At 69.3% G+C, this 18,490-nt stretch carries 18 protein-coding genes; 10 read left to right on the top strand and 8 right to left on the bottom strand.

All coding sequences use genetic code 11. The features are described from left to right. Positions 1-7 precede the first annotated feature (7 nt). A complete protein-coding gene (locus E2F49_RS11920; protein WP_341777522.1) occupies positions 8-1,054 on the top strand; it encodes a TonB family protein in 1,047 nt (348 codons plus the stop codon). Positions 1,055-1,133: 79 nt separating this feature from the next. On the opposite strand, the gene E2F49_RS11915 is transcribed toward E2F49_RS11920, so the two are convergent. From E2F49_RS11915 to E2F49_RS11885, 7 genes are all read right to left on the bottom strand, one after another. Next, the gene (locus tag E2F49_RS11915) at positions 1,134-2,315 is read right to left on the bottom strand and encodes an ABC transporter permease (RefSeq protein ID WP_055250717.1); all 1,182 of its coding nucleotides are present in this window, start codon (positions 2,313-2,315) and stop codon (positions 1,134-1,136) included. Beyond that, entirely contained in the window at positions 2,312-3,058 is a 747-nt protein-coding gene (locus E2F49_RS11910) for an ABC transporter ATP-binding protein (protein WP_055250719.1), read from the bottom strand. Before E2F49_RS11910 ends, E2F49_RS11915 begins: the two co-directional genes overlap by 4 nt. A gap of 46 nt (positions 3,059-3,104) precedes the next feature. Next, complete coding sequence (locus E2F49_RS11905; protein WP_133394079.1) at positions 3,105-4,631, bottom strand: alpha/beta hydrolase; 1,527 nt, start codon at positions 4,629-4,631, stop codon at positions 3,105-3,107. Next, the gene (locus E2F49_RS11900; protein WP_055250723.1) at positions 4,628-4,828 is read right to left on the bottom strand and encodes a helix-turn-helix transcriptional regulator; all 201 of its coding nucleotides are present in this window, start codon (positions 4,826-4,828) and stop codon (positions 4,628-4,630) included. Before E2F49_RS11900 ends, E2F49_RS11905 begins: the two co-directional genes overlap by 4 nt. A 10-nt stretch (positions 4,829-4,838) precedes the next feature. Beyond that, positions 4,839-5,414, bottom strand: coding sequence for a hypothetical protein (locus tag E2F49_RS11895; RefSeq protein ID WP_133394078.1), 576 nt, complete (start codon positions 5,412-5,414; stop codon positions 4,839-4,841). Positions 5,415-5,499: 85 nt separating this feature from the next. Further along, positions 5,500-6,681: a site-2 protease family protein gene (locus E2F49_RS11890; protein WP_133394077.1), complete on the bottom strand. Its 1,182-nt coding sequence runs from the start codon at positions 6,679-6,681 to the stop codon at positions 5,500-5,502. Between the two features lie 142 nt (positions 6,682-6,823). Further along, complete coding sequence (locus E2F49_RS11885) at positions 6,824-7,531, bottom strand: ferredoxin--NADP reductase (protein WP_243713588.1); 708 nt, start codon at positions 7,529-7,531, stop codon at positions 6,824-6,826. 183 nt (positions 7,532-7,714) lie between these two features. On the opposite strand from E2F49_RS11885, the gene E2F49_RS11880 reads away from it, so the two are divergent. The 5 genes from E2F49_RS11880 (at position 7,715) to E2F49_RS11860 (ending at position 12,438) form a co-directional block, all read left to right on the top strand. Then, a complete protein-coding gene (locus E2F49_RS11880; RefSeq protein ID WP_055250732.1) occupies positions 7,715-8,671 on the top strand; it encodes an ABC transporter ATP-binding protein in 957 nt (318 codons plus the stop codon). A gap of 29 nt (positions 8,672-8,700) precedes the next feature. Further along, a complete protein-coding gene (locus tag E2F49_RS11875; protein ID WP_133394075.1) occupies positions 8,701-9,486 on the top strand; it encodes an ABC transporter permease in 786 nt (261 codons plus the stop codon). Positions 9,487-9,557: 71 nt separating this feature from the next. Then, a complete protein-coding gene (locus tag E2F49_RS11870; protein WP_133394074.1) occupies positions 9,558-10,622 on the top strand; it encodes an OmpA family protein in 1,065 nt (354 codons plus the stop codon). Positions 10,623-10,912: 290 nt separating this feature from the next. Further along, positions 10,913-11,875 (top strand): 2-dehydropantoate 2-reductase, encoded by a 963-nt coding sequence (panE, locus tag E2F49_RS11865; RefSeq protein ID WP_133394129.1) that lies wholly within the window; start codon positions 10,913-10,915, stop codon positions 11,873-11,875. A gap of 65 nt (positions 11,876-11,940) precedes the next feature. After that, a complete protein-coding gene (locus E2F49_RS11860) occupies positions 11,941-12,438 on the top strand; it encodes a hypothetical protein (protein WP_133394073.1) in 498 nt (165 codons plus the stop codon). 177 nt (positions 12,439-12,615) lie between these two features. On the opposite strand, the gene E2F49_RS11855 is transcribed toward E2F49_RS11860, so the two are convergent. After that, on the bottom strand, positions 12,616-15,342 hold the full coding sequence (locus E2F49_RS11855) for a M16 family metallopeptidase (protein ID WP_133394072.1): 2,727 nt from the start codon (positions 15,340-15,342) through the stop codon (positions 12,616-12,618). 81 nt (positions 15,343-15,423) lie between these two features. Here E2F49_RS11855 and E2F49_RS11850 point away from each other — a divergent pair, with 81 nt between their 5' ends. The 4 genes from E2F49_RS11850 to E2F49_RS11835 all read left to right on the top strand — a co-directional run bounded on the left by E2F49_RS11850 (position 15,424) and on the right by E2F49_RS11835 (position 18,463). Then, a complete protein-coding gene (locus E2F49_RS11850; protein WP_133394071.1) occupies positions 15,424-16,125 on the top strand; it encodes a pseudouridine synthase in 702 nt (233 codons plus the stop codon). 221 nt (positions 16,126-16,346) lie between these two features. After that, a complete protein-coding gene (gene arfB, locus E2F49_RS11845; RefSeq protein WP_133394070.1) occupies positions 16,347-16,757 on the top strand; it encodes an alternative ribosome rescue aminoacyl-tRNA hydrolase ArfB in 411 nt (136 codons plus the stop codon). Between the two features lie 13 nt (positions 16,758-16,770). Further along, positions 16,771-17,379, top strand: coding sequence for a lysophospholipid acyltransferase family protein (locus E2F49_RS11840; RefSeq protein WP_133394069.1), 609 nt, complete (start codon positions 16,771-16,773; stop codon positions 17,377-17,379). Between the two features lie 28 nt (positions 17,380-17,407). Then, positions 17,408-18,463 (top strand): hypothetical protein, encoded by a 1,056-nt coding sequence (locus E2F49_RS11835; RefSeq protein ID WP_133394068.1) that lies wholly within the window; start codon positions 17,408-17,410, stop codon positions 18,461-18,463. The last annotated feature ends 27 nt before the right edge of the window (positions 18,464-18,490 follow it).

The raw sequence follows: 18,490 nt of genomic DNA, 5'->3' as shown, positions 1-18,490 counted from the left end.
AAAGATGATGGTCTCGAAGACTCCGACGACCCGTCGCGCGTCAGGCGCGCGGCTGGCCGCCGCACTCGGTCTGGCGTGTGTACTCGCGGCCTGCGGCCGCAGCGACGAGGCCGAAGCGCCCGCCGCCGCCGAAACGCCCGGCGCGGTCACCGCCCAGGCAAGCCAGCAGGCCGCGGCGCGCCAGCAGGCGGCCGACGACGCGATCGCCGGCCTGTCGGTGGACGAACTGCGCGCCGCCGCGTCGGCCGCGTACCAGGAAAGCCGCCTGTACGCGCCGGCCGGCGAGAACGCGATGGAGTACTACCTCGCACTGCGTGAGAAGCAGGCCGGCGACGCCGCGGCCTCGAGCGCGCTGATCGACCTGTTGCCGATGAGCGTCATCGCCACCGAGCAGAGCCGCGACCGCGGCGACTACGCCGAAGCGCGGCGCCTGCTGGGTCTGATCGAGCGTGCCGACAGCGCGCATCCCGCGCTCGAGCGTCTGCGCACCAGCATCGCCAACGCGGAGACGCAGGCCGCGGCCAAGGTCGAGCAGCAGAAGCTGACCGCCGAACAGGAAACCCAGCGCGCCCAGCAGCTCGAACGCGAGCGCGCCCAGCAGCAGCAACAGCAGCAGACCGCCGCCGCCGCGCAGCTCGCCCAGCAGCAGGCGGCCGACCAGACCGCGCGTGACGAGGCCGACCGCCAGACCGCGGCCCGCGAGGAAGCCGCGCGGCAACAGGCGGCCCGCCAGGAGACGGCCCGCGAAGAAGCGCCGACGCCCGCACCTGCGGCGCCCGCTGCTACGGCGGCACCGGCCCAACTGCGCCCGCTCAGTACGCCGGCGCCGCGCTATCCCGCCGACGCGCTGCGTGCCGGCACCCGCGGCGAGGTCATGGTCGAGTTCACGATCGATGTCGACGGCTCGGTCAGCAACGCCCGCGTGGTCCGCGCCGACCCGCCGCGCACCTTCGATCGCGAAGCGCTCGCGGCGGTGCGTCGCTGGCGCTTCGAGCCGGTGCCCGCACCGGTCACGACGCGCCGCACGATCGGGTTCTCGCCGACGGCGAACTGATCGCCGCTCGACGCACCGGTCGACGGACCAAAGAAAAGCCCGGCAGATGCCGGGCTTTTCCGTTGCGAAGCCTGCGCGGTCAGCTGGCGACCGCGAGCTTCTCCTGCCGGTAACGCCACACCGCCAGCATCCACAGCGCCGCAGCGATCGCGAGGCTGGCGCCGAGGTACACCGCCCAGATCGCCGGCTCGATCGGCTCGGCGCGGATGATCTTCAGCAGCAGCTGGTTCTGCGCGAGGAACGGCACCGCGAACTGCCACAGCTCGGTCTTGATCGGATTGATCATCAGCACGAAGCTCGGAATCATCGGCAGCAGCATCAGCCAGACGATGTGGCTCTGCGCTTCCTTCATGCTCTTGGCCGTGGCCGCGAGGAAGGTCAGCAGCGAGGTGCCGACGAACAGCATCGGCAGCAGCACCAGCAGCATCTTGCCGATCGCCGCGAAGCTGACGTCCAGCAGCTTCGCCGAGCCGCCGCCCATCTGCGCACTCACCTTGAAGGCCAGCATCGTCAGCACCAGCGAGGCCATGCCGATCAGGCAGGCCGCGGCGATCTTGCCGCTGACGATCGCGCCGCGCGATGCCGGCGTGGCCAGCAGCGGTTCGAGCGACTGGCGTTCGCGCTCGCCGGCCGTGGCGTCGAGGATCAGGTACGAGCCGCCGATGAAACTCGACAGGATCAGCAGATACGGCAGCAGCACCGACAGCAGGATGCCGCGCTTGGCTTCCTCGGTCGCCATGTCGCGCGTGCCCACCGCGACCGGCTGCACCACCGACGGATCGATGCCGCGTGCGAGCAGGCGCAGCGCGCCAACCTGCTGGCCGTAGGCGGTGATCGCATTGCGCACGCGGCGCGTCGGCGTCTCGGCGTTGCGACGCGTGCTGTCGCTGATGACCTCGACCGTGGCCGGGCGGCCGGCATGCCAGTCCTCGGCGAACGAGGCCGGAATCTCGATCGCCACGTCGACCTGCTGCGCGGCGATCTGCGCATCCAGATCGGCCGGCGCATCGATCGCCTGGATGCCGAGCGTCGCCAGGTGCGCGACCAGGTTGGGCGCGTGTTCGGCGCCGATCACCGGCACTTCCAGCACGCGGTCCATCTCGGTCTTCATGCGCTTCTCGGCCATGAAGTTCATGCCCAGCATCAGCAGCGGATACATCAGCGGACCGAGCAGCAGCGCCATGAACAACGTGCGCCGGTCGCGCGCGATGTCCAGCAGCTCCTTGCGCACCACGCACCACATCCATTTCAGGTTGCTCATGCCAGCAGGCCCTCTTCCGAACCGATCGCACTGACGAACGCGTCTTCCAGGTTCGACTTGCCGAAGCGCTCGCGCAGTTCGTCGGCGGTGCCGTCGGCGACGACGCGGCCCTTTGCGATGATGACGATGCGGTCACACAGCGCGGCGACCTCCTGCATGATGTGGCTGGAGAAGATCACGCAGCGGCCGTCGTCGCGCAGCTTGAACAGGAACTCGCGCATCGCGCGCGTGGTCATCACGTCCAGGCCGTTGGTCGGCTCGTCGAGGATGACGTTGCGCGGGTCGTGCACCAGCGCGCGGGCGATCGCCGTCTTGGTGCGCTGGCCCTGGCTGAAGCCTTCGGTCTGGCGGTCGAGGATCTCGCCCATGTCGAGCTGCTCGCTCAGCACGCGCGTGCGCTCGGCGATCTCCGCCTTCGACAGGCCGTGCAGTTCGCCGAAGTAGCGGATGTTTTCGCGCGCGGTCAGGCGCTTGTAGACGCCGCGCGCATCGGGCAGCACGCCGAGTACGCGACGCACGGCGGCCGGGTCTTGCGCCGCGTCGATGCCGTCGACCAGCACGCGGCCGCTGTCGGGCTTCATCAGCGTGTAGAGCATGCGCAGCGTGGTGGTCTTGCCGGCGCCGTTGGGGCCAAGCAGGCCGGTGATGCGGCCGTCCTCGGCGACGAAGTCGACGCCGTCGACCGCTTGGACCGTGCCGGTCTTGGTCTTGAACGCCTTGTGCAGTTGCTGGGCCGTGATCATCGGCGGAGCTCCGGAAAGAAGAGGGGAATCGACAGGCGCGACGCGATCACGGCGACCACCCGTTGAAGCTGGTGAACGGCGGCACCGGACGCATCGCATCCAGACACGTCGCGTCCAGCGCCTTGGCGTCGGTGCTTTCGATGAACTGCGCGAGCAGCTTGGGCGCGCAGCCGAGCGCGAACGTGCCGTGGCCCTGGCCCTTGAACACCAGGTGCCGTCCGTTCGGCAGGCCGGCGAGCACGCGCTCGGCGTAGGCGGGCGGCGTCACCGGGTCGAGTTCGCCCGACATCAGCAGCGCCGGCACGTCGGACTGCAGCGCCGCGGTGTGGTTGGCCGGTGGCGTGCCGGTGGGCCAGGTGCGGCAGGCGCCGAAGAACATGCGCGCGACACCGGGGCCGAGGATGGTGTCCGCGACGCGGCCGTCCTCGCGGTAGCGGCCGGCATCCTCGGCGCAGATCACCGACCACTGCATGCCCCGCGTCATCTGGCCGCCGACATTGCTGTACATCAGTTGCGACAGCGACATCAGCGGGCCGTAACGGCCCTGCGCGGCCTCGTCGAGGATCAGCGGCAGCAACGACGCGGTCTGCGGCGCGTACGAGAACAGGAATGCCAGGCCGGTCACCGTGTCCGGCGTGACCACACCGTCGCGCTGCGCGCCGGTGGTCGGGTCGCGGTAGGTCACCGGCGCCGGCGTCGTCTGCAGCGTCGACAGCACACCGCGCAGCTGCGCCTGCAGATCGGTCGGGAAGCGGTCGCGGCATGTCGCGTCCTGCGCGCACTGCTTCGACTGCAGCGACAGCGCATCCTCGAAGGTGTGCGCGAACTCGCCGCCGACGACCAGATCGTTGGGCGCCACGCCGTCGAGCACGATGCTGCGCGTGTGCTGCGGATACGCCATCGCGTACTGCTGGGCGACGCGGGTGCCGTAGGAGCCGCCCACCAGGTTCACCTGCTCGGCGCCGAGCGCGGCGCGCACGGTGTCGAGGTCGCGGATCGCGTTGGCCGTCGTGTAGAAGCGCGGATCGGCGCGGCCTTCCAGACCGGCCAGGCAGCGGCCGACGTAGGCATCGAGCGCGGCGTCGTCGGGCGCGGTCAGCGCGTCGAGTTCCATCGCCTCGCCGTTGGCATCGGTGCAGGTCAGCGGGTTGGACTTGCCGGTGCCGCGCTGGTCGACCAACACGATGTCGCGCTGGCGCCGCACTTCGCGCAGGCCGGCGTTGATCTGCGCGGCCAGCTCGGTGGCCGCCTGGCCGGGACCGCCGGCGAGGAAGAACACCGGATCGGCGGTGCCGCCATCATTCGAATCGGCCGGCAGCCATGCGATGTTGAGTCCGATCTTGCGGCCGTCCGGCGCCTCCGGATTCTCGGGCACCTGCAGCACCGCGCACTGCGCTTCGACGCGCGTCGCGGCGTTGCCGCCGTCGAGCGTGCAGCCGTGGAAGGCGATCTGGCCGAACATCCGCGTCGGCCGCGCGGCCTCGCCATCGGCGGGCGCCGGGGCCGCGCCGCTGCAGCCGGCCAGCGCCGCAGTCGCGGCCAGTGCCAGCAGAGAAAGCCGTGTTGTCCTCATGGAACGTCCTCGAACAGGAAAATGGATTCGATGGGCTCGGCGAACTCGCGTGCGATCCGGAACGCCAGCGGCAGGCTGGGGTCGTACTTCTCCGTCTCGATCGCGTTGATCGTCTGTCTCGACACCTCCAGACGTTCCCCGAGCTGTGCTTGTGACCAGCCCCGTGCCTCGCGCAGCGCCCGTACCCGGCTCTTCATGCCGGACCCCTCACCGGTAGCGCCGCGCGACGACGGATTTTGCGACGCCGTAGGTGCCGCAGACCAGCGGAAACACCCACAGCATCGCCGCGCTCGACGGCACGTCGATGACGCGCGCGGCCTGCAGGAAACCACCGGTCATGTAGGCGAAGGACACCAGCGCGGCGGCGATGCAGATCGCTTCGAGTTCGATGCGCTGCTGCAGTTCGTCGACGCCGCGGATGAAGCGCACCATCGCGCGCAGGACCAGCGCGATGGGCGCGACCGGCAGCAGCGCCACGACTGCACGCAATGCCGGGGCCTCGAGCTCGCGCAACCACAGCAGCGAGACGAACAGCAGCACGGTGTAGCTGCCCATGCCGATGAGCATCTCGCGCGTGTAGCGACGCTGCAGCGCTGGCGGTGCGTTCTCGCAGCTCGCGGCATAGCGGGTGAGCGCGACCATGCCGATCGCGATCGCCGACAGCAGGATCAGGGCCGGTGCCCACATCGGCGCGGCCGGGACGAGCATTCGCAAGACGATGGCAGCGCCCATCAGCATCGCGGCGACGGCGAGCATGGGCGTGCGGAAGGCGTAGCGGGTCATGGCGGCCTGATTGTCAAGTGAGCTTGACAGCGAGCATGCCGGCCCGAATCGCGTCGTGTCAAGCAGGCTTTACAGCGCGGCAGTGCTAGGCCTGCGCGAGGACGTCCAGCCGCTCCTCGAGGACCACCCGGCTCGCCGCATCCGGAATCCGGTCGACCAGCCCGCGTGCCCGTTCGACCTGCGCCGCACACGCCACGGAGTCGCCGTCGAGCCGCGCGATTTCCGCATCGAGCCACGCCCGGTACGGCGAGAGGTCCATCAGCCCGCCCTCGCAGCGCAGCCGCCAGGCCGAGACGAGCCTGCGGTCGCCGACCAGCAGCGCGGCATGACTGGCGAGCGTCACCGCGATCGCGCTCTGGAATACCGGCGGCGCGTCGTTGAAGGCGGCGGTGAGTGCCAGCGCATCGGGCCTTGCGGCCTCCGCATCGCGGCGGTCGATCGCACGCGACAGCCGCAGCATCCGCCCGCTCTGCTGCAGGCCGGTGCTGGCGATGACCGCGCCGGTGTCGGGCATCGCGGCATCGGGCCAGTCGCGCGGGCGCACACCGGCCAGGCTCAGGGCCATGACCTGATTGATCTGCAGCTGCAGCGCGGCATCGGGCGTGCGCCGCAGCAGGTCGAGCAGACCGCGGCCGTCGGACCGCCAGCCGGCCATGTGCAAAGGCACGAGATTCCACAGTCCCAGAGCGGCGGCCGTCAGCGCGGCACCCGCACACGCCAGTGCGGCGTGCATCGGCAGCACCGCGGCGCAGGCGAGCAGCAACAGCGCCGTTGCGAGATTCGCCAGGGGGCCACCGAGCAGGAAGACGATCTGGTCGCGGCGCGACAGGCCGCGTTCGCCCTTCGGCAGCAGGGCGGCGAAGCCACCGATACCACGCACACCGCCGCCGCGACGCCAGCGCCAGCGGTCGCCATGCCCGCGCTCGACGCGGAACGGGCCCACGCCGAACGCGATCGCATGCATGCCGCGCGACAGGCCGGCAACGGCGTGCCCGGCCTCGTGCAGCACGATGTGCGGCCACAGCGACAGCAACATGCCGGCGAGCAGGGCGAAGACCGCGCTGCCGGGCAGTCCGTCGAGCAGATGCGTGCCGGCCATCGCCAGCACGAAGCCGCCGGCGCCACCGCCGACGAGGCCGATCAGCGTGGGCAGCGCACGCCGCCAGCGCGGACGCGGCACCACGGGCGCGCCGGGCGGCGGCGGCATCAGGGCGGCGACGCCCGCGTCGGCGTCATCGGCGTGGGCGGCATCCAGTCCCGTCTTCATCCCCCGCGTCCCCGTAATCGCTTATGTGCTGCCGACGTCCTGCTCGCTGTTGGCATCCGGCATGTGCGCGTGAGGCAAAGCCCCACGCCTGACAAATGCGCCGCACGTGCTGCGCGCGGCCGGAGATCCGCCGGTGACTCGCTTACTTGCTGCTGACATATTTTTCCCGGCGGATCAGCGGCACCGGCAGCCCGGCGTCCTTGAGGGCCTCGAAGTTCGCGTCGACCATGTTCGGATTGCCGCACAGGTAGGCGATGTCGCCCTCGCCCGGCGCGAACTCGGCCAGGAACTGCTGCACGTAGCCGTGGCGCACGTCGGGATGCGGATCGGCCGGCAGCTCGCGCGAGAAGCAGGGCACGAAGCGGAATTGGGGGTGCGCATCGGCGAACGCGCGGAAGTCGTCGCCGTACAGCAGCTCCTCGGGCGTGCGCGCACCCATCAGCAGCACGACCTCGACGCCGCGCTCGGCGATCGCCTTCTCCAGCAGCGGCAGCATCGCCCGGTACGGCGTGACGCCGGTGCCGGTGCCGATCAGCAGATAGCGGCGGTTGGTATCCTGCGGCATCAGGCAGAACCGGCCGAAGGGGCCGCTGGCCTGCACGGTGTCGCCGGTGGCCATGCCTTCGAACAGCGCGGTCGCCGCGCCGCCGGGCACGTAGCTCACGGCCACGTCGACCGCCTCGCCCGGGCCCATGGCGTGGTCGTGGATCGTCGCCAGCGAATACGAGCGCTTGGTCGCGGTGCCGTCGGCGTACTCGAAATGGATCTGGATGAACTGGCCGGGGATGAAATCCAGCGGCTGTCCGTCATCGCGGACGAACGACAGATGGGCAACGGTCGGCGCGATCATGCGCCGGCCCGTGAGCTTGAGCGGGAACTGCTGGATGGCCACGAATTCAACCGGTTGGGCGGGGGCGGCCGCGACGCCCTCGGGCAACGCAACACTGCATCGCGGGGCCGGTCGCGACCGGGCGCCTATACTAGCGCCTTCGCCCATGGACTCTCCGTGGACGCAGGCTTCCGGACACGGACCATGACCACATCCAATGCCCTGCCGGCCTCCGCGCCGGCATTGTCGGTGCGCGATCTGCGCAAGACCTACGCCGGTGGCGTCGAGGCGCTCAAGGGCATCTCGCTCGACGTGGCGCCCGGCGATTTCTTCGCCCTGCTGGGCCCCAACGGCGCCGGCAAGTCGACCCTGATCGGCATCATCTCCTCGCTGGTCAACAAGACCTCGGGCGATGTGGACATCTTCGGCGTCGACATCGCCGCGCGCCGCGACGCGGCGATGCGCCTGCTGGGCCTGGTCCCGCAGGAGATCAACTTCAACCTGTTCGAGAAGCCCTACGACATCCTCGTGAACTACGCGGGCTTCTACGGCATCCCGCGCGCCGAGGCGGCGCAGCGCGCCGAAGCCGAACTGCGCAATGCGCGGCTGTGGGACAAGGCCCAGGTCATGAGCCGCACGCTGTCGGGCGGCATGAAGCGCCGGCTGATGATCGCCCGCGCGATGATGACGCGGCCGAAGCTGCTGATCCTCGACGAGCCCACCGCCGGCGTCGACATCGAGATCCGCCGCGACATGTGGCGCACGCTGCGCGAGATCAACGCCGCCGGCACCACGATCATCCTCACCACGCATTACCTCGAGGAAGCCGAGTCGCTGTGCCGGAACCTGGCCATCATCGACCACGGCCGCATCGTCCAGCAGGGCCCGATGCGCGCGCTGCTGGCCCAGCTCGACGTCGAAGGCTTCCTGCTCGACATCGACGGCGACGTGCCGGCGGCGATGCCGCTGATCGACGGCGTCACCATCACCGCCGCCGACGCGCACACGCTGGACGTCGACATGCCGCGCGCGATGGATCTCAACCGCGTTTTCGCCGCACTCGATACCGCCGGCGTGCGCGTGCGCTCGATGCGCACCAAGTCCAACCGCCTCGAAGAACTGTTCGTGCGCATGACCGCGCGCGATCCGTCGGCCGCATGAGCGCGCCCGACCGCCTCCCGGACACCGCCATGACCGAACCGTCGGACACCTCCCGCAACCTCGTCGCCATCGGCACCATCGCGCGCCGCGAGATCGTGCGCATCGTGCGCATCTGGGGCCAGACCTTGGTGCCGCCGGCGATCACGATGACGCTGTACTTCCTGATCTTCGGCGGGCTGATCGGCTCGCGCATCGGTGACATGGGCGGCGTGTCCTACATGGACTTCATCGTGCCGGGCCTGGTGATGATGAGCGTCATCCAGAACAGTTACGGCAACATCTCCTCGAGCTTCTTCGGCGCCAAGTTCGGCCGCCACGTCGAGGAGCTGCTGGTCAGCCCGATGCCGGGCTGGGTGGTGCTGGGCGGCTACGTCGCCGGCGCGGTCGCGCGCGGTCTCGCGGTCGGCGTCATCGTGCTGTGCATCGCGATGCTCTTCACCCACGTGCGCATCCCGCACCCGCTGGTGACGTTGAGCACGGTGCTGCTGGGCGCGACGATCTTCTCGCTGGCCGGCTTCATCAACGCCGTCTACGCGAAGAAGTTCGACGACGTCGCCATCGTGCCGACCTTCATCCTGACCCCGCTGACGTATCTGGGCGGCGTGTTCTATTCGGTCACCCTGCTGCCCGGCTGGGCGCAGGCGATGACCCACGCCAACCCGATCTTCTACATGGTCAATGCCTTCCGCTACGGCCTGCTCGGCACGTCCGACATCCCGCTGTGGATCGCGTACGCGCTGATGCTCGGCTTCGTCGTGGTGCTGACTACGGTCGCACTGACGCTGCTCAAGCGGGGCGTGGGTCTGCGCAGCTGAGGCGACGCGCGGCACCTGCCTTCGACGGGTGCTAAGGTCTCCGGCATCACTTCTGATGATGGAGACAGGGAATGTCGGGATCGCATCGTGTGCTGGCGGCGTGTCTTGCCGTCGTGTTGGCAGGCTGCGCGCAGGACACACCGGCCCCCGCAGTCGACGACACTGCCCTGCCGGTAGAAGCGGCGGAATCCACTGCAGTCGATGCGGGCAGTAACGCCGTCGACATCGACCCACACGCTGACGAGGACAACCGCGCCACCGTTCCCGGCTTCGATATCACGGCCTTGCCGATGTCGACCGCCCCTCTTGGCGAGTTTCCGTTCTTCGCCATCCCGGCCGGCTACGGCGCGGTGCCCAACAATACGCGCACCCTCGAATTCGGCGAGGCCGTGTTCTGGAACGGCTATGGCCTCACACACGTCAAGGGACGCGTGTACGCGGCTGGTATCCGCCTGGACCACACAGTGCGCGGACAGAAGGACTTCTCGGACCTGGAAGTCGTGCGCAATCTGCAAGCCGTCGTTGTCGCAGCGGGAGCGGTGGAAATCGCGTCCGGCGAAACCCCGTCGGAGCACAAGGAGGCGTTCGCCAGCGTGATGCGCCCTTACCCTGGCGAATCGAAGTGCTATCACAACTCTCCGCAGCAGGTGTTCGTGTTGCGGCGCGAGGACGGCAATGTCTGGGTGCGCACCTGCCGGGGCCGAACGCACGCGGGGCTGATCGTTGCACAGGAGAAGGCGCTGAATGTGACATCGACCTTGCTGCCCGCCAGCGCATTGCAGAAGGCGTTAGCGGACGACGGTCACGTCGCTTTGCAGGTGCACTTCGGGACCGATCGCGCCGAAATCCTGCCTGATTCGTTGCCGCAGATCGTCCAAGTCGTCGAGCTGCTGGAGGCCGATTCCGCACTGGCGCTGTCGATCGAGGGGCATACCGACAACACGGGCGATCCTGCGCGAAATCGCAGCCTGTCGGAGGCGCGCGCGAAGTCGGTGGTCTCGGCGATTACGGCTGCAGGAATCGCCTCGGATCGGCTGGAAGCCGCTGGACACGGGGACAGCCGGCCGGTTGCTGACAACGGGACCGACGCGGGTCGCGCTGAGAATCGTCGTGTCGAGCTGGTGCGTCGGCAGTAGATTCGGCCTCTGCGGGCAAGTCGGAGTGGATTTGGGCCCAACACTGTCACCCCGGCGCAGGCTGGAGGCGCTCTGCACCAGCCGAAGGCTGGTCATCCAGCGACTTGGCTTGCGCCACCGGTGAGGGTGCGCGATTTCGATGTCACGTTCTCTTGGCTGTTCGATTAAAGGCACTGGATCCCGGCCTGCGCCGGGATGACGGCACGGGAACGTCTTCGCCCAACGTGCAATTGCCCTGACACCGCCGGCTGGTCACCATGACCGTCCCACGTCAGCGGATCGATCCAGACATGCGCATCCTCGTGCTCGGCGCCGGCGGGACCGGCGGTTATTTCGGCGGCCGTCTCGCGCAGGCCGGTGTCGACGTCACCTTCCTCGTGCGACCGGCACGTGCGGCGCAGCTCGATCGCGACGGCCTGCAGATCCGCAGTCCGCTCGGCGATGCCGACATCCGCGTCGCGCACGTCACCACGGATGCGCTGCCCGCGCTGGCGCAGGCGCAGGCGCAGCCTTTCGATCTGGTGATGCTCAGCTGCAAGGCCTACGACCTCGACAGCGCGGTCGACGCGATCGCACCGGCCGTCGGCACCGATACCGCGGTGATGCCCATCCTCAACGGCCTGCTGCACTACCCGGTGCTCGATGCACGCTTCGGCGCCGAACGCGTGCTCGGCGGACTGTGCTTCATCAGTGCGGTCAAGGGCGCCGACGGCGAGATCGTGCATCTGCCCTCGCCGCCGTCGATGACCTTCGGCGAGCGCGACGCCGCACGTAATGGCAGCCCGCGCACGCGCGCGCTGGAAGACCTGTGCGCCGGCGCGGACGGCTTCGATGCCACGCGCAGCGAGCAGTTCCTGCAGGCGGCCTGGACCAAGTTCTCGTTCCTGACGGCGCTGGCCGCCGCGACCTGCCTGATGCGGGCCAGCATCGGCCGCATCGTCGAGACCGATGGCGGCACCGTATTCCTCACCGCGCTGCACGACGAATGCTTGGCGGTCGCCACGGCCGAGGGACACGCCATCCCGCCAGATGCCGCCGCACATGCACGCGGCCTGCTGACCCGCGCCGGCTCCACCGTCACCGCTTCGATGCTGCGCGATCTCGAATCCGGACAGGATGTCGAGGCGGCCCAGATCGTCGGCGACATGCGCGCGCGTGCGCACGCGGCGGGCATCGCGGTCCCGCATCTCGATGCCGCATGGGTGCATCTGCAGGCGTATCGCACGCGCCGCGAGACACCGCAGACGCCCTGACGTGTCGATCGGGGCATCGCACACGCTCTGCTAGGCTCGCCCTCCGCTTATTGGAGATCGACCGCATGGCGCAGCCCAGCATCCGCCGTTTCGCCGCCCTGCTCGCGCCCATCGCACTGGGCCTCGCCGCCTGTGGCGCGTCGCCGCAGCCCGCAGACGACACCGCCGCCCAGACGCAGCCGGTCGAGGACACGCAGACCCAGCCCTCGGAGGCCGCGCAGGCGCAGATCGAATCGCCGGATGCACCGGTGGACACACCGCTCACGGGCGATGCCGCCAGCCAGATGCTCAGCCAGATCGCCGGCATCGCCGGCGCGATGCACGCGGCCGCGAAGCTGTGCGACCCCAACGTGTCGGAAGCGCAGCTCGGCCAGGCCAAGGACCAGCTGCGCGGCGAGTTCGCCAGGATGGGTGGCGACGCCGGCACGTTCGATACCGAGTTCGCGTCCGCACACGAGAAGACCACCGCGCAGTTCACCCAGGCCACGCCCGCCCAGCAGACGCAGATGTGCGACGAGCTCGAAGCCATGGCCTCGCAGACGCCGCCCCCGCCGGCGAGCTGATCGAATCACGCGCGGAACGCGACCGTAGGGGGTAGAGCGCAGCGACGCCCGTCGCTGCAGTGCCTGATCACGCGACCGCGAGGATCGAGTCCGTCATCCCGATCCCTGCCGTCATGCGCTGGACGATGGCACTGGTGGGTTTCGCTCCGCTCTACCCACCCTGCAGGGGCGCCCGCATCACTCCTTGAAGTCGCCGCCAACGAACACCGAAAGCGCCGCCGGGTCGATGTGCCGCTGCAGCGCCGCGCGGACGCCTTCGGGCGTCAGCGCACGCAACTTCTCCTCGAACGCCGCCGAGAACGCCATGTCGCGTTCGACGTAAAGGTTCGCGTCCAGCATGCCGACCAGCTCGGGATCGTTCGCACGCGAGGTGCGACGGGCGCGCAGCATGCCGTCGATCGCGTCATCGAGCTCGTCCTGGCGAATCCCGTCCTTCAGCAGCCGCGCGATTTCCTCCCGCATCGCGGTCTCCACGCGCGTCATGTTCTCCGGGGCGGCGATCGCAGACAGGCCGAAACTGCCGGCATCGTCGAACACGCTGGCCGAGAACTGCGACCCGACGCCGTAACTCAGGCCCTCCTTCTGGCGGATGCGATCGCCCAGGCGCGACTTCATGCCGCTGCCGCCGAGGATGTAATTGCCGACCACCAGCGCCGGATAGTCCGCGTCATCCTGGTTGATGTGCAGTGCCTGCCGCGCCAACAGGGTGGCGTTGGGCTTGTCGGGGGTCACGATACGGCGCACCACCGCCTCGCGCGCGACGTACGGCATCTCGATGCGTGCGAACGGCGTCGGCAGTGTCCAGTCACCGAACAGACGCTCCAGGCGTGCGCGCACCGCGTCGGCATCGACATCGCCGACCACGGCGATCGTCGTGCCGGCACCCATGCCGTAGAACTCGCGATGGAACGTGCGCAGCTGGTCAGGCGTCATACCCTCGACCTGCGCCAGCCGTTCCTCGAACGTGGTGGCGGCGTAAGGATGGCCTGGCGGAAACACGTTGAAGTGCTGGCCCATCGCCTCGTTCGCGACCGCGCCCGGCTCGCTCATGCTGCCGCGGATGCCGGTCAGCTGCTGGCTGCGCAGCTGGGTGAACTCGCTGTCGGGAAAGCTCGGCCTGCGCAGCACATCGGCGAGGAGATCCAGCAATGCGTCGACATTGTCGCGATCGGTCGTGGCGGCCACGGTGACCGTGTTCGCCGAGCCGCCGATGCTCAAGGTCGAGCGCAGCGCCGTCAGCCGCTTGGCCAGCGCGGCGCGGTCGAGACCTTCGGTGCCGCGCATCAGCATCGTCGCGGTGGAACGGCCCGCGGATGCGCGGTCCTGCAGTGACGCCGCATCGCCCAGGCGCAGCGTCATGCGCAGCTGCACCGATTGTCCGCGCGTGGACTTGTCCAACACCGCCAGCTTCGCGCCGTTCGACAACGTCGACAGCTGCGTGCGCGCGTCGATGTTGGCGTAACCGGGATCGAAGGCCTCGCCGGCGTCCAGCGCCGGACGCGCGACGAAATCGGCGAGTACGGCCTCGGCGCTCGGCGCTTCGTCGATGGTCACGCGTTCGACGGCATCGGTGGGCACGAAGTGGCCGGTGGTGCGGTTGTCGCGCCGCAGATAGGTTTGCGCCACGCGCGTCACGTCGTCGGACGTGACCGCTTCGATGCGGTCGCGATTGTGCAGCAGCAGGCGCCAGTCGCCCTGCGCGATGGCTTCCGACAGCGCCACGCCGATCGCGTTGGGGTCGCGCATCGCGCGCGCATAGCTCGACAGCAGCCGCTGCTTCGCCTCGTCGACTTCCGCATCGGTGAACGGTGTGGACACGGCGTCCTCGACGAGCGCGAGCAGGGCCGCCTGCAGCGCGTCGAGATCGGCGTGCTCCTCGGCCTGCGCGGAGAAGGTGAGATAGCCGGGCTCGTCCATCGCCAGCGTCGATGCGCTCGTGCCGGTGGCGCGGCCGCTCTCGACGAGCGCGCGGTGCAGACGCCCACCGGGGGTACTGCCGAACACCTGCGACAGCACCGCCACCGCCGCCGCATCCGGGTGGCGCCCGGCGGGGATGTGATAGCCCGCCATCAGATACGGCGTGCGGCCGACACGGCGCACCACGACGTGGCGTTCGCCGTCCTGCGCCGGCTCGCGGGTGTAGGTGACGGGCAGGGCACGCGCGGGCCGGGGCAACGTGCCGAAGCTCGCTTCGACCACGGCCAGGGCCTGCGCCGGATCGAAGTCGCCGGCGATCACCAGTACCGCGTTGTCGGGCTGGTACCAGGTCCGATAGAAAGCCTGCAGCCGCTCGATCGGCACGCCTTCCACATCGCTGCGCGCACCGATCGTCGAGTTGCCGTAGTTGTGCCACTGGTAGGCCGCGCCCATCACGCGCTGGCCGAGCGCGCGCATCGGACTGTTCTCGCCCGATTCCATCTCGTTGCGGACCACGGTCATCTCGCTGTCGAGATCCTCGCGCGCGATGCGCGAATTGACCATGCGATCGGCTTCCATGCCGAGCACCCACGCCAGCGTGTCCGGGTCGGTGGCGAAACTGGCGAAATAGTTCGTGCGGTCCAGCCACGTGGTGCCGTTGAAGCGCACGCCGCGCTTGCGCAGCTCGCCGGGAATGTCGGTGTGCGTGGGCGTGCCCTTGAAGACCAGATGTTCGAGCAGGTGCGCTATGCCGGTCTCGCCGTAATTCTCGTGACGCGAGCCCACGCGGTAGGTCACGTTGACCGTGGTCACCGGCTTGCTGCGGTCGGGAAACAGCACCAGCGCCAGGCCGTTGTCGAAGCGGTACTCGCTGATGCCTTCGGCCGTGTGCACGGGCGCGTCGAGACGCGGCGGCGTGGCAAGCAGCGGCAGCGTGCAGCCCAGCAGCCAGACGGCGACGACACAGGCGCGGAGGCAACGACGCATGCGGTTTCCTTTCTTCGACGACGATCGACGAAAATAGCAGACACCTGCGGCACGGCTGCTGCACCCGGATGACCGCAGACGATGATCACAGTGCGCTACGCGGACGACTGGCTGGCCGTCGTCGACAAGCCCGCCGGCCTGATGGTCCACGACAGCGCCCTCGCGCGCGAGGCGCAGGAATTCCTCGCCGACAAGCTGCGCGAGCAGTTCGGCAGACCGCTGTTCCTGATCCATCGCCTGGACCGCGCGACCAGCGGCGGCCTGCTGGTGGCCTTCGACCGCGAGACCGCATCCGCGCTGGGCACGCAGTGGATGGCGCGCAGCGTCGACAAGCACTACCTGGCGATCTGTCGCGGCTGGCCGGACGACGTGCTCGTGGACCATCCGCTCGACGGCGGCCCCGGCAAGCCGCTCAAGAAGCCCGCGGTCACGCGCTTCACGCGCCTGGCCAAGACCGAACTGGCGATGCCCTCGGCCGGCTTTCCGACGTCCCGCTACGCCCTGCTGCGCGCCGAGCCGCTGACCGGGCGCTTCCGCCAGATCCGCCGCCATCTCAAGCATCTGTCGCATCACCTGATCGGCGACACCAGCCACGGCGACGGCCGCCACAACCGCAACTTCCGCATGCTCGGCATCCACCGCATGCTGCTGCACGCCGAACGCGTGGGCTTCGACCATCCGCACACCGGCGAACGGCTGTCGGTCGAGACGCCGCCGGGCGACGAGTTCGCGAAGGCGCTGATGTTGTTTCCGGGCACGCGCGATACGACTGAACCCGCATGACCGCCCCTTCCCCCGCCCGCGGGGGAAGGCTGGGATGGGGGCGAACCCTCCAATCACGAGCGAATGATTCGCGCACAGTGCTGATTCGCACGATAAGAAAAATCTTGGCCTGACACTTCGCCCCCACCCAACCCTCCCCCGCCTGCGGGGGAGGGCTTCAAACGCGTGCCGTACAACCGCGGAATGCCTCGGCCATACCCACCCGTCTACAATCGCGACCGATGTCCACCCCGGCTGCCATCCCAGAAGACGAACTCGTCGAACGCTTCGTGCGCGCGAGCGGGCCGGGCGGCCAGAACGTCAACAAGGTCGCCACTGCGGTCGAGCTGCGCTTCGACATCGCCGCCTCGCCGACGCTGCCCGAACACGTGCGTGCGCGGCTGCTGGCCAAGCGCGACCGCCGCGTGACCGATGCCGGCGTGCTGGTCATCAGCGCGCAGCGGTTCCGCACCCAGGAGCGCAACCGCGAGGACGCGCGCGAGCGCCTCGCGACCTTCGTCGCCGCTGGCTACGTGGTGCCCAAGGCCCGCGTGGCGACCAAGCCTACGCGCGGTTCCAAGGAACGGCGGCTGGGCGAGAAACGTGGACGCAGTACCATCAAGCGCGGTCGCGCCGGGCGCGACTGGGATTGAGCGCCGAGGACGCATGAGCACACAGAAGTATCCGTTTCTGATTCCCGTACCGCCGCAGGCACCGCGCGTGAAGCCCAGCGGCCTCGCGCGCTGGATCGGTCGCACCATCCTGCGCATCGGCGGCTGGCGCGTGGTGGGCGAACTGCCGAACATCTCGCGACTGGTGCTGATCGGCGCGCCGCATTCGTCGAACTGGGACGGCGTCTGGGGCTTCGCGGCCAAGGCCGCGTTGGGCCTGGACATCCGCGTGCTGGGCAAGGACTCGCTGTTCCGCGTGCCGGTGCTCGGCTGGGCGTTGCGCGGACTGGGCGTGATTCCCGTCGACCGCAGCCGCGCCTCGCGCGTCATCGAACAGGCCGCCGCCGCCATCCATGCCGGCGAGCCGTTCTGGTACGGCCTGGCCCCCGAAGGCACGCGCAAGCGCGTGGAGCGCTGGAAGACCGGCTTCTGGAAAATCGCCAAGGCCGCCAACGTGCCGATCCAGACGCTGTACTTCCACTATCCCGACAGGATCATCGGCTTCGGTCCGCTGATCGAGCCCAGCGACGATCCGGACGCCGACATGGCGAAGATCCGCGCTTGGTACGTGCCGTGGATGGGCAAGAACCGCGGGACCACATGATCATCGATCGGCACAGGGATTGCGCCGCATGAAGAAGTCGCTCGCAGTTGCACTGTTGGCCGTTCTGGCGGCCGCCGGCGTCGGCTATCTCGCTGGCCAAAGCCAAGTGCCCATGTCGTCTCCAGCGGCGCCGGACGGCGCCGCCGACCCGGAGCGCGCACAGGACGCCACGCCTGCCACGGTTGGAGCAGACACGACTGCAGGCGTCGTCGTATCGGCTCGGCCGTTACCACCCGTGGGCACGCCTCTGGCGCAGATCGATGCCGAACTGCGCAGTCGGGCCGCCGCCGGAGAAGCGGGCGCCGCCTGTCGCCTCGCGTCCGAGCACGAACGCTGTGAAATGCAACGCGTCCATCTGCGCGCGCTCACCCTCCAATCCGACCAACTGACGACGAACATCGAAGCTTTCCGCGGACCCGCAGAAGCGCGGGAGCGAATCGTGCGATCGCGCGAGCGGCTCGCCGCGCCGATCCGTGACACCCGCGAGGCCGTCGCGCTGTGCGACGCGGTGCCTGCCTTGGGCCCCGCGGGCCGCGCGCGCTACTGGAGACAGGCGGCGCTCGCGGGCCATGTGCCTGCGATGCGCCATTACGCCATCGGCAACGCATTCCGCTGGCATGACCTGCTGGAGGCGATCCCGGCATTGCAGACCTACCGCCAGGAAGCGGAAGAGCTCGCGCGTCGTGCCGCCACGGAGGGAGATGCGGCCAGCGCTTACGCACTTGCGATGGCGTACGCGGACAGCGATGGCGGGCACTGGCGCCCGTTCCTGGCCCAGGTCGTCACGCCGGACCTCACCCGCGCCCTGGCCTGGTTCTCCGTCCTGGAGCGTCATCCGGAGGTGACGCGCCTGCCTGCGGATCACCCGACCGCGCGCTCGGTCGCGCACCATCTCGCGACCTTGCGCGCAGCCGCGACCCCGGTCGAGATAGCTCGAGCAACGCGCCTGTCCCAGGCTGTCGTGACGCCGTCGGCCTCCACGCTTCCCGACACCACGACGCTCCGGCCCGATGGTGGCGCGGGGGACATCGGGCCGAAGGACTGCGACGAAGCGCCGTCCCGTTCGGCCCGCACTGCAAGCTGAATCGGCCAACCAACGGCACATATCCAA

This window comes from Luteimonas terrae, assembly GCF_004358165.1.
Taxonomy (GTDB): Bacteria; Pseudomonadota; Gammaproteobacteria; order Xanthomonadales; family Xanthomonadaceae; genus Luteimonas; species Luteimonas terrae.
This window is presented reverse-complemented; position numbering and strand designations above follow the sequence as displayed.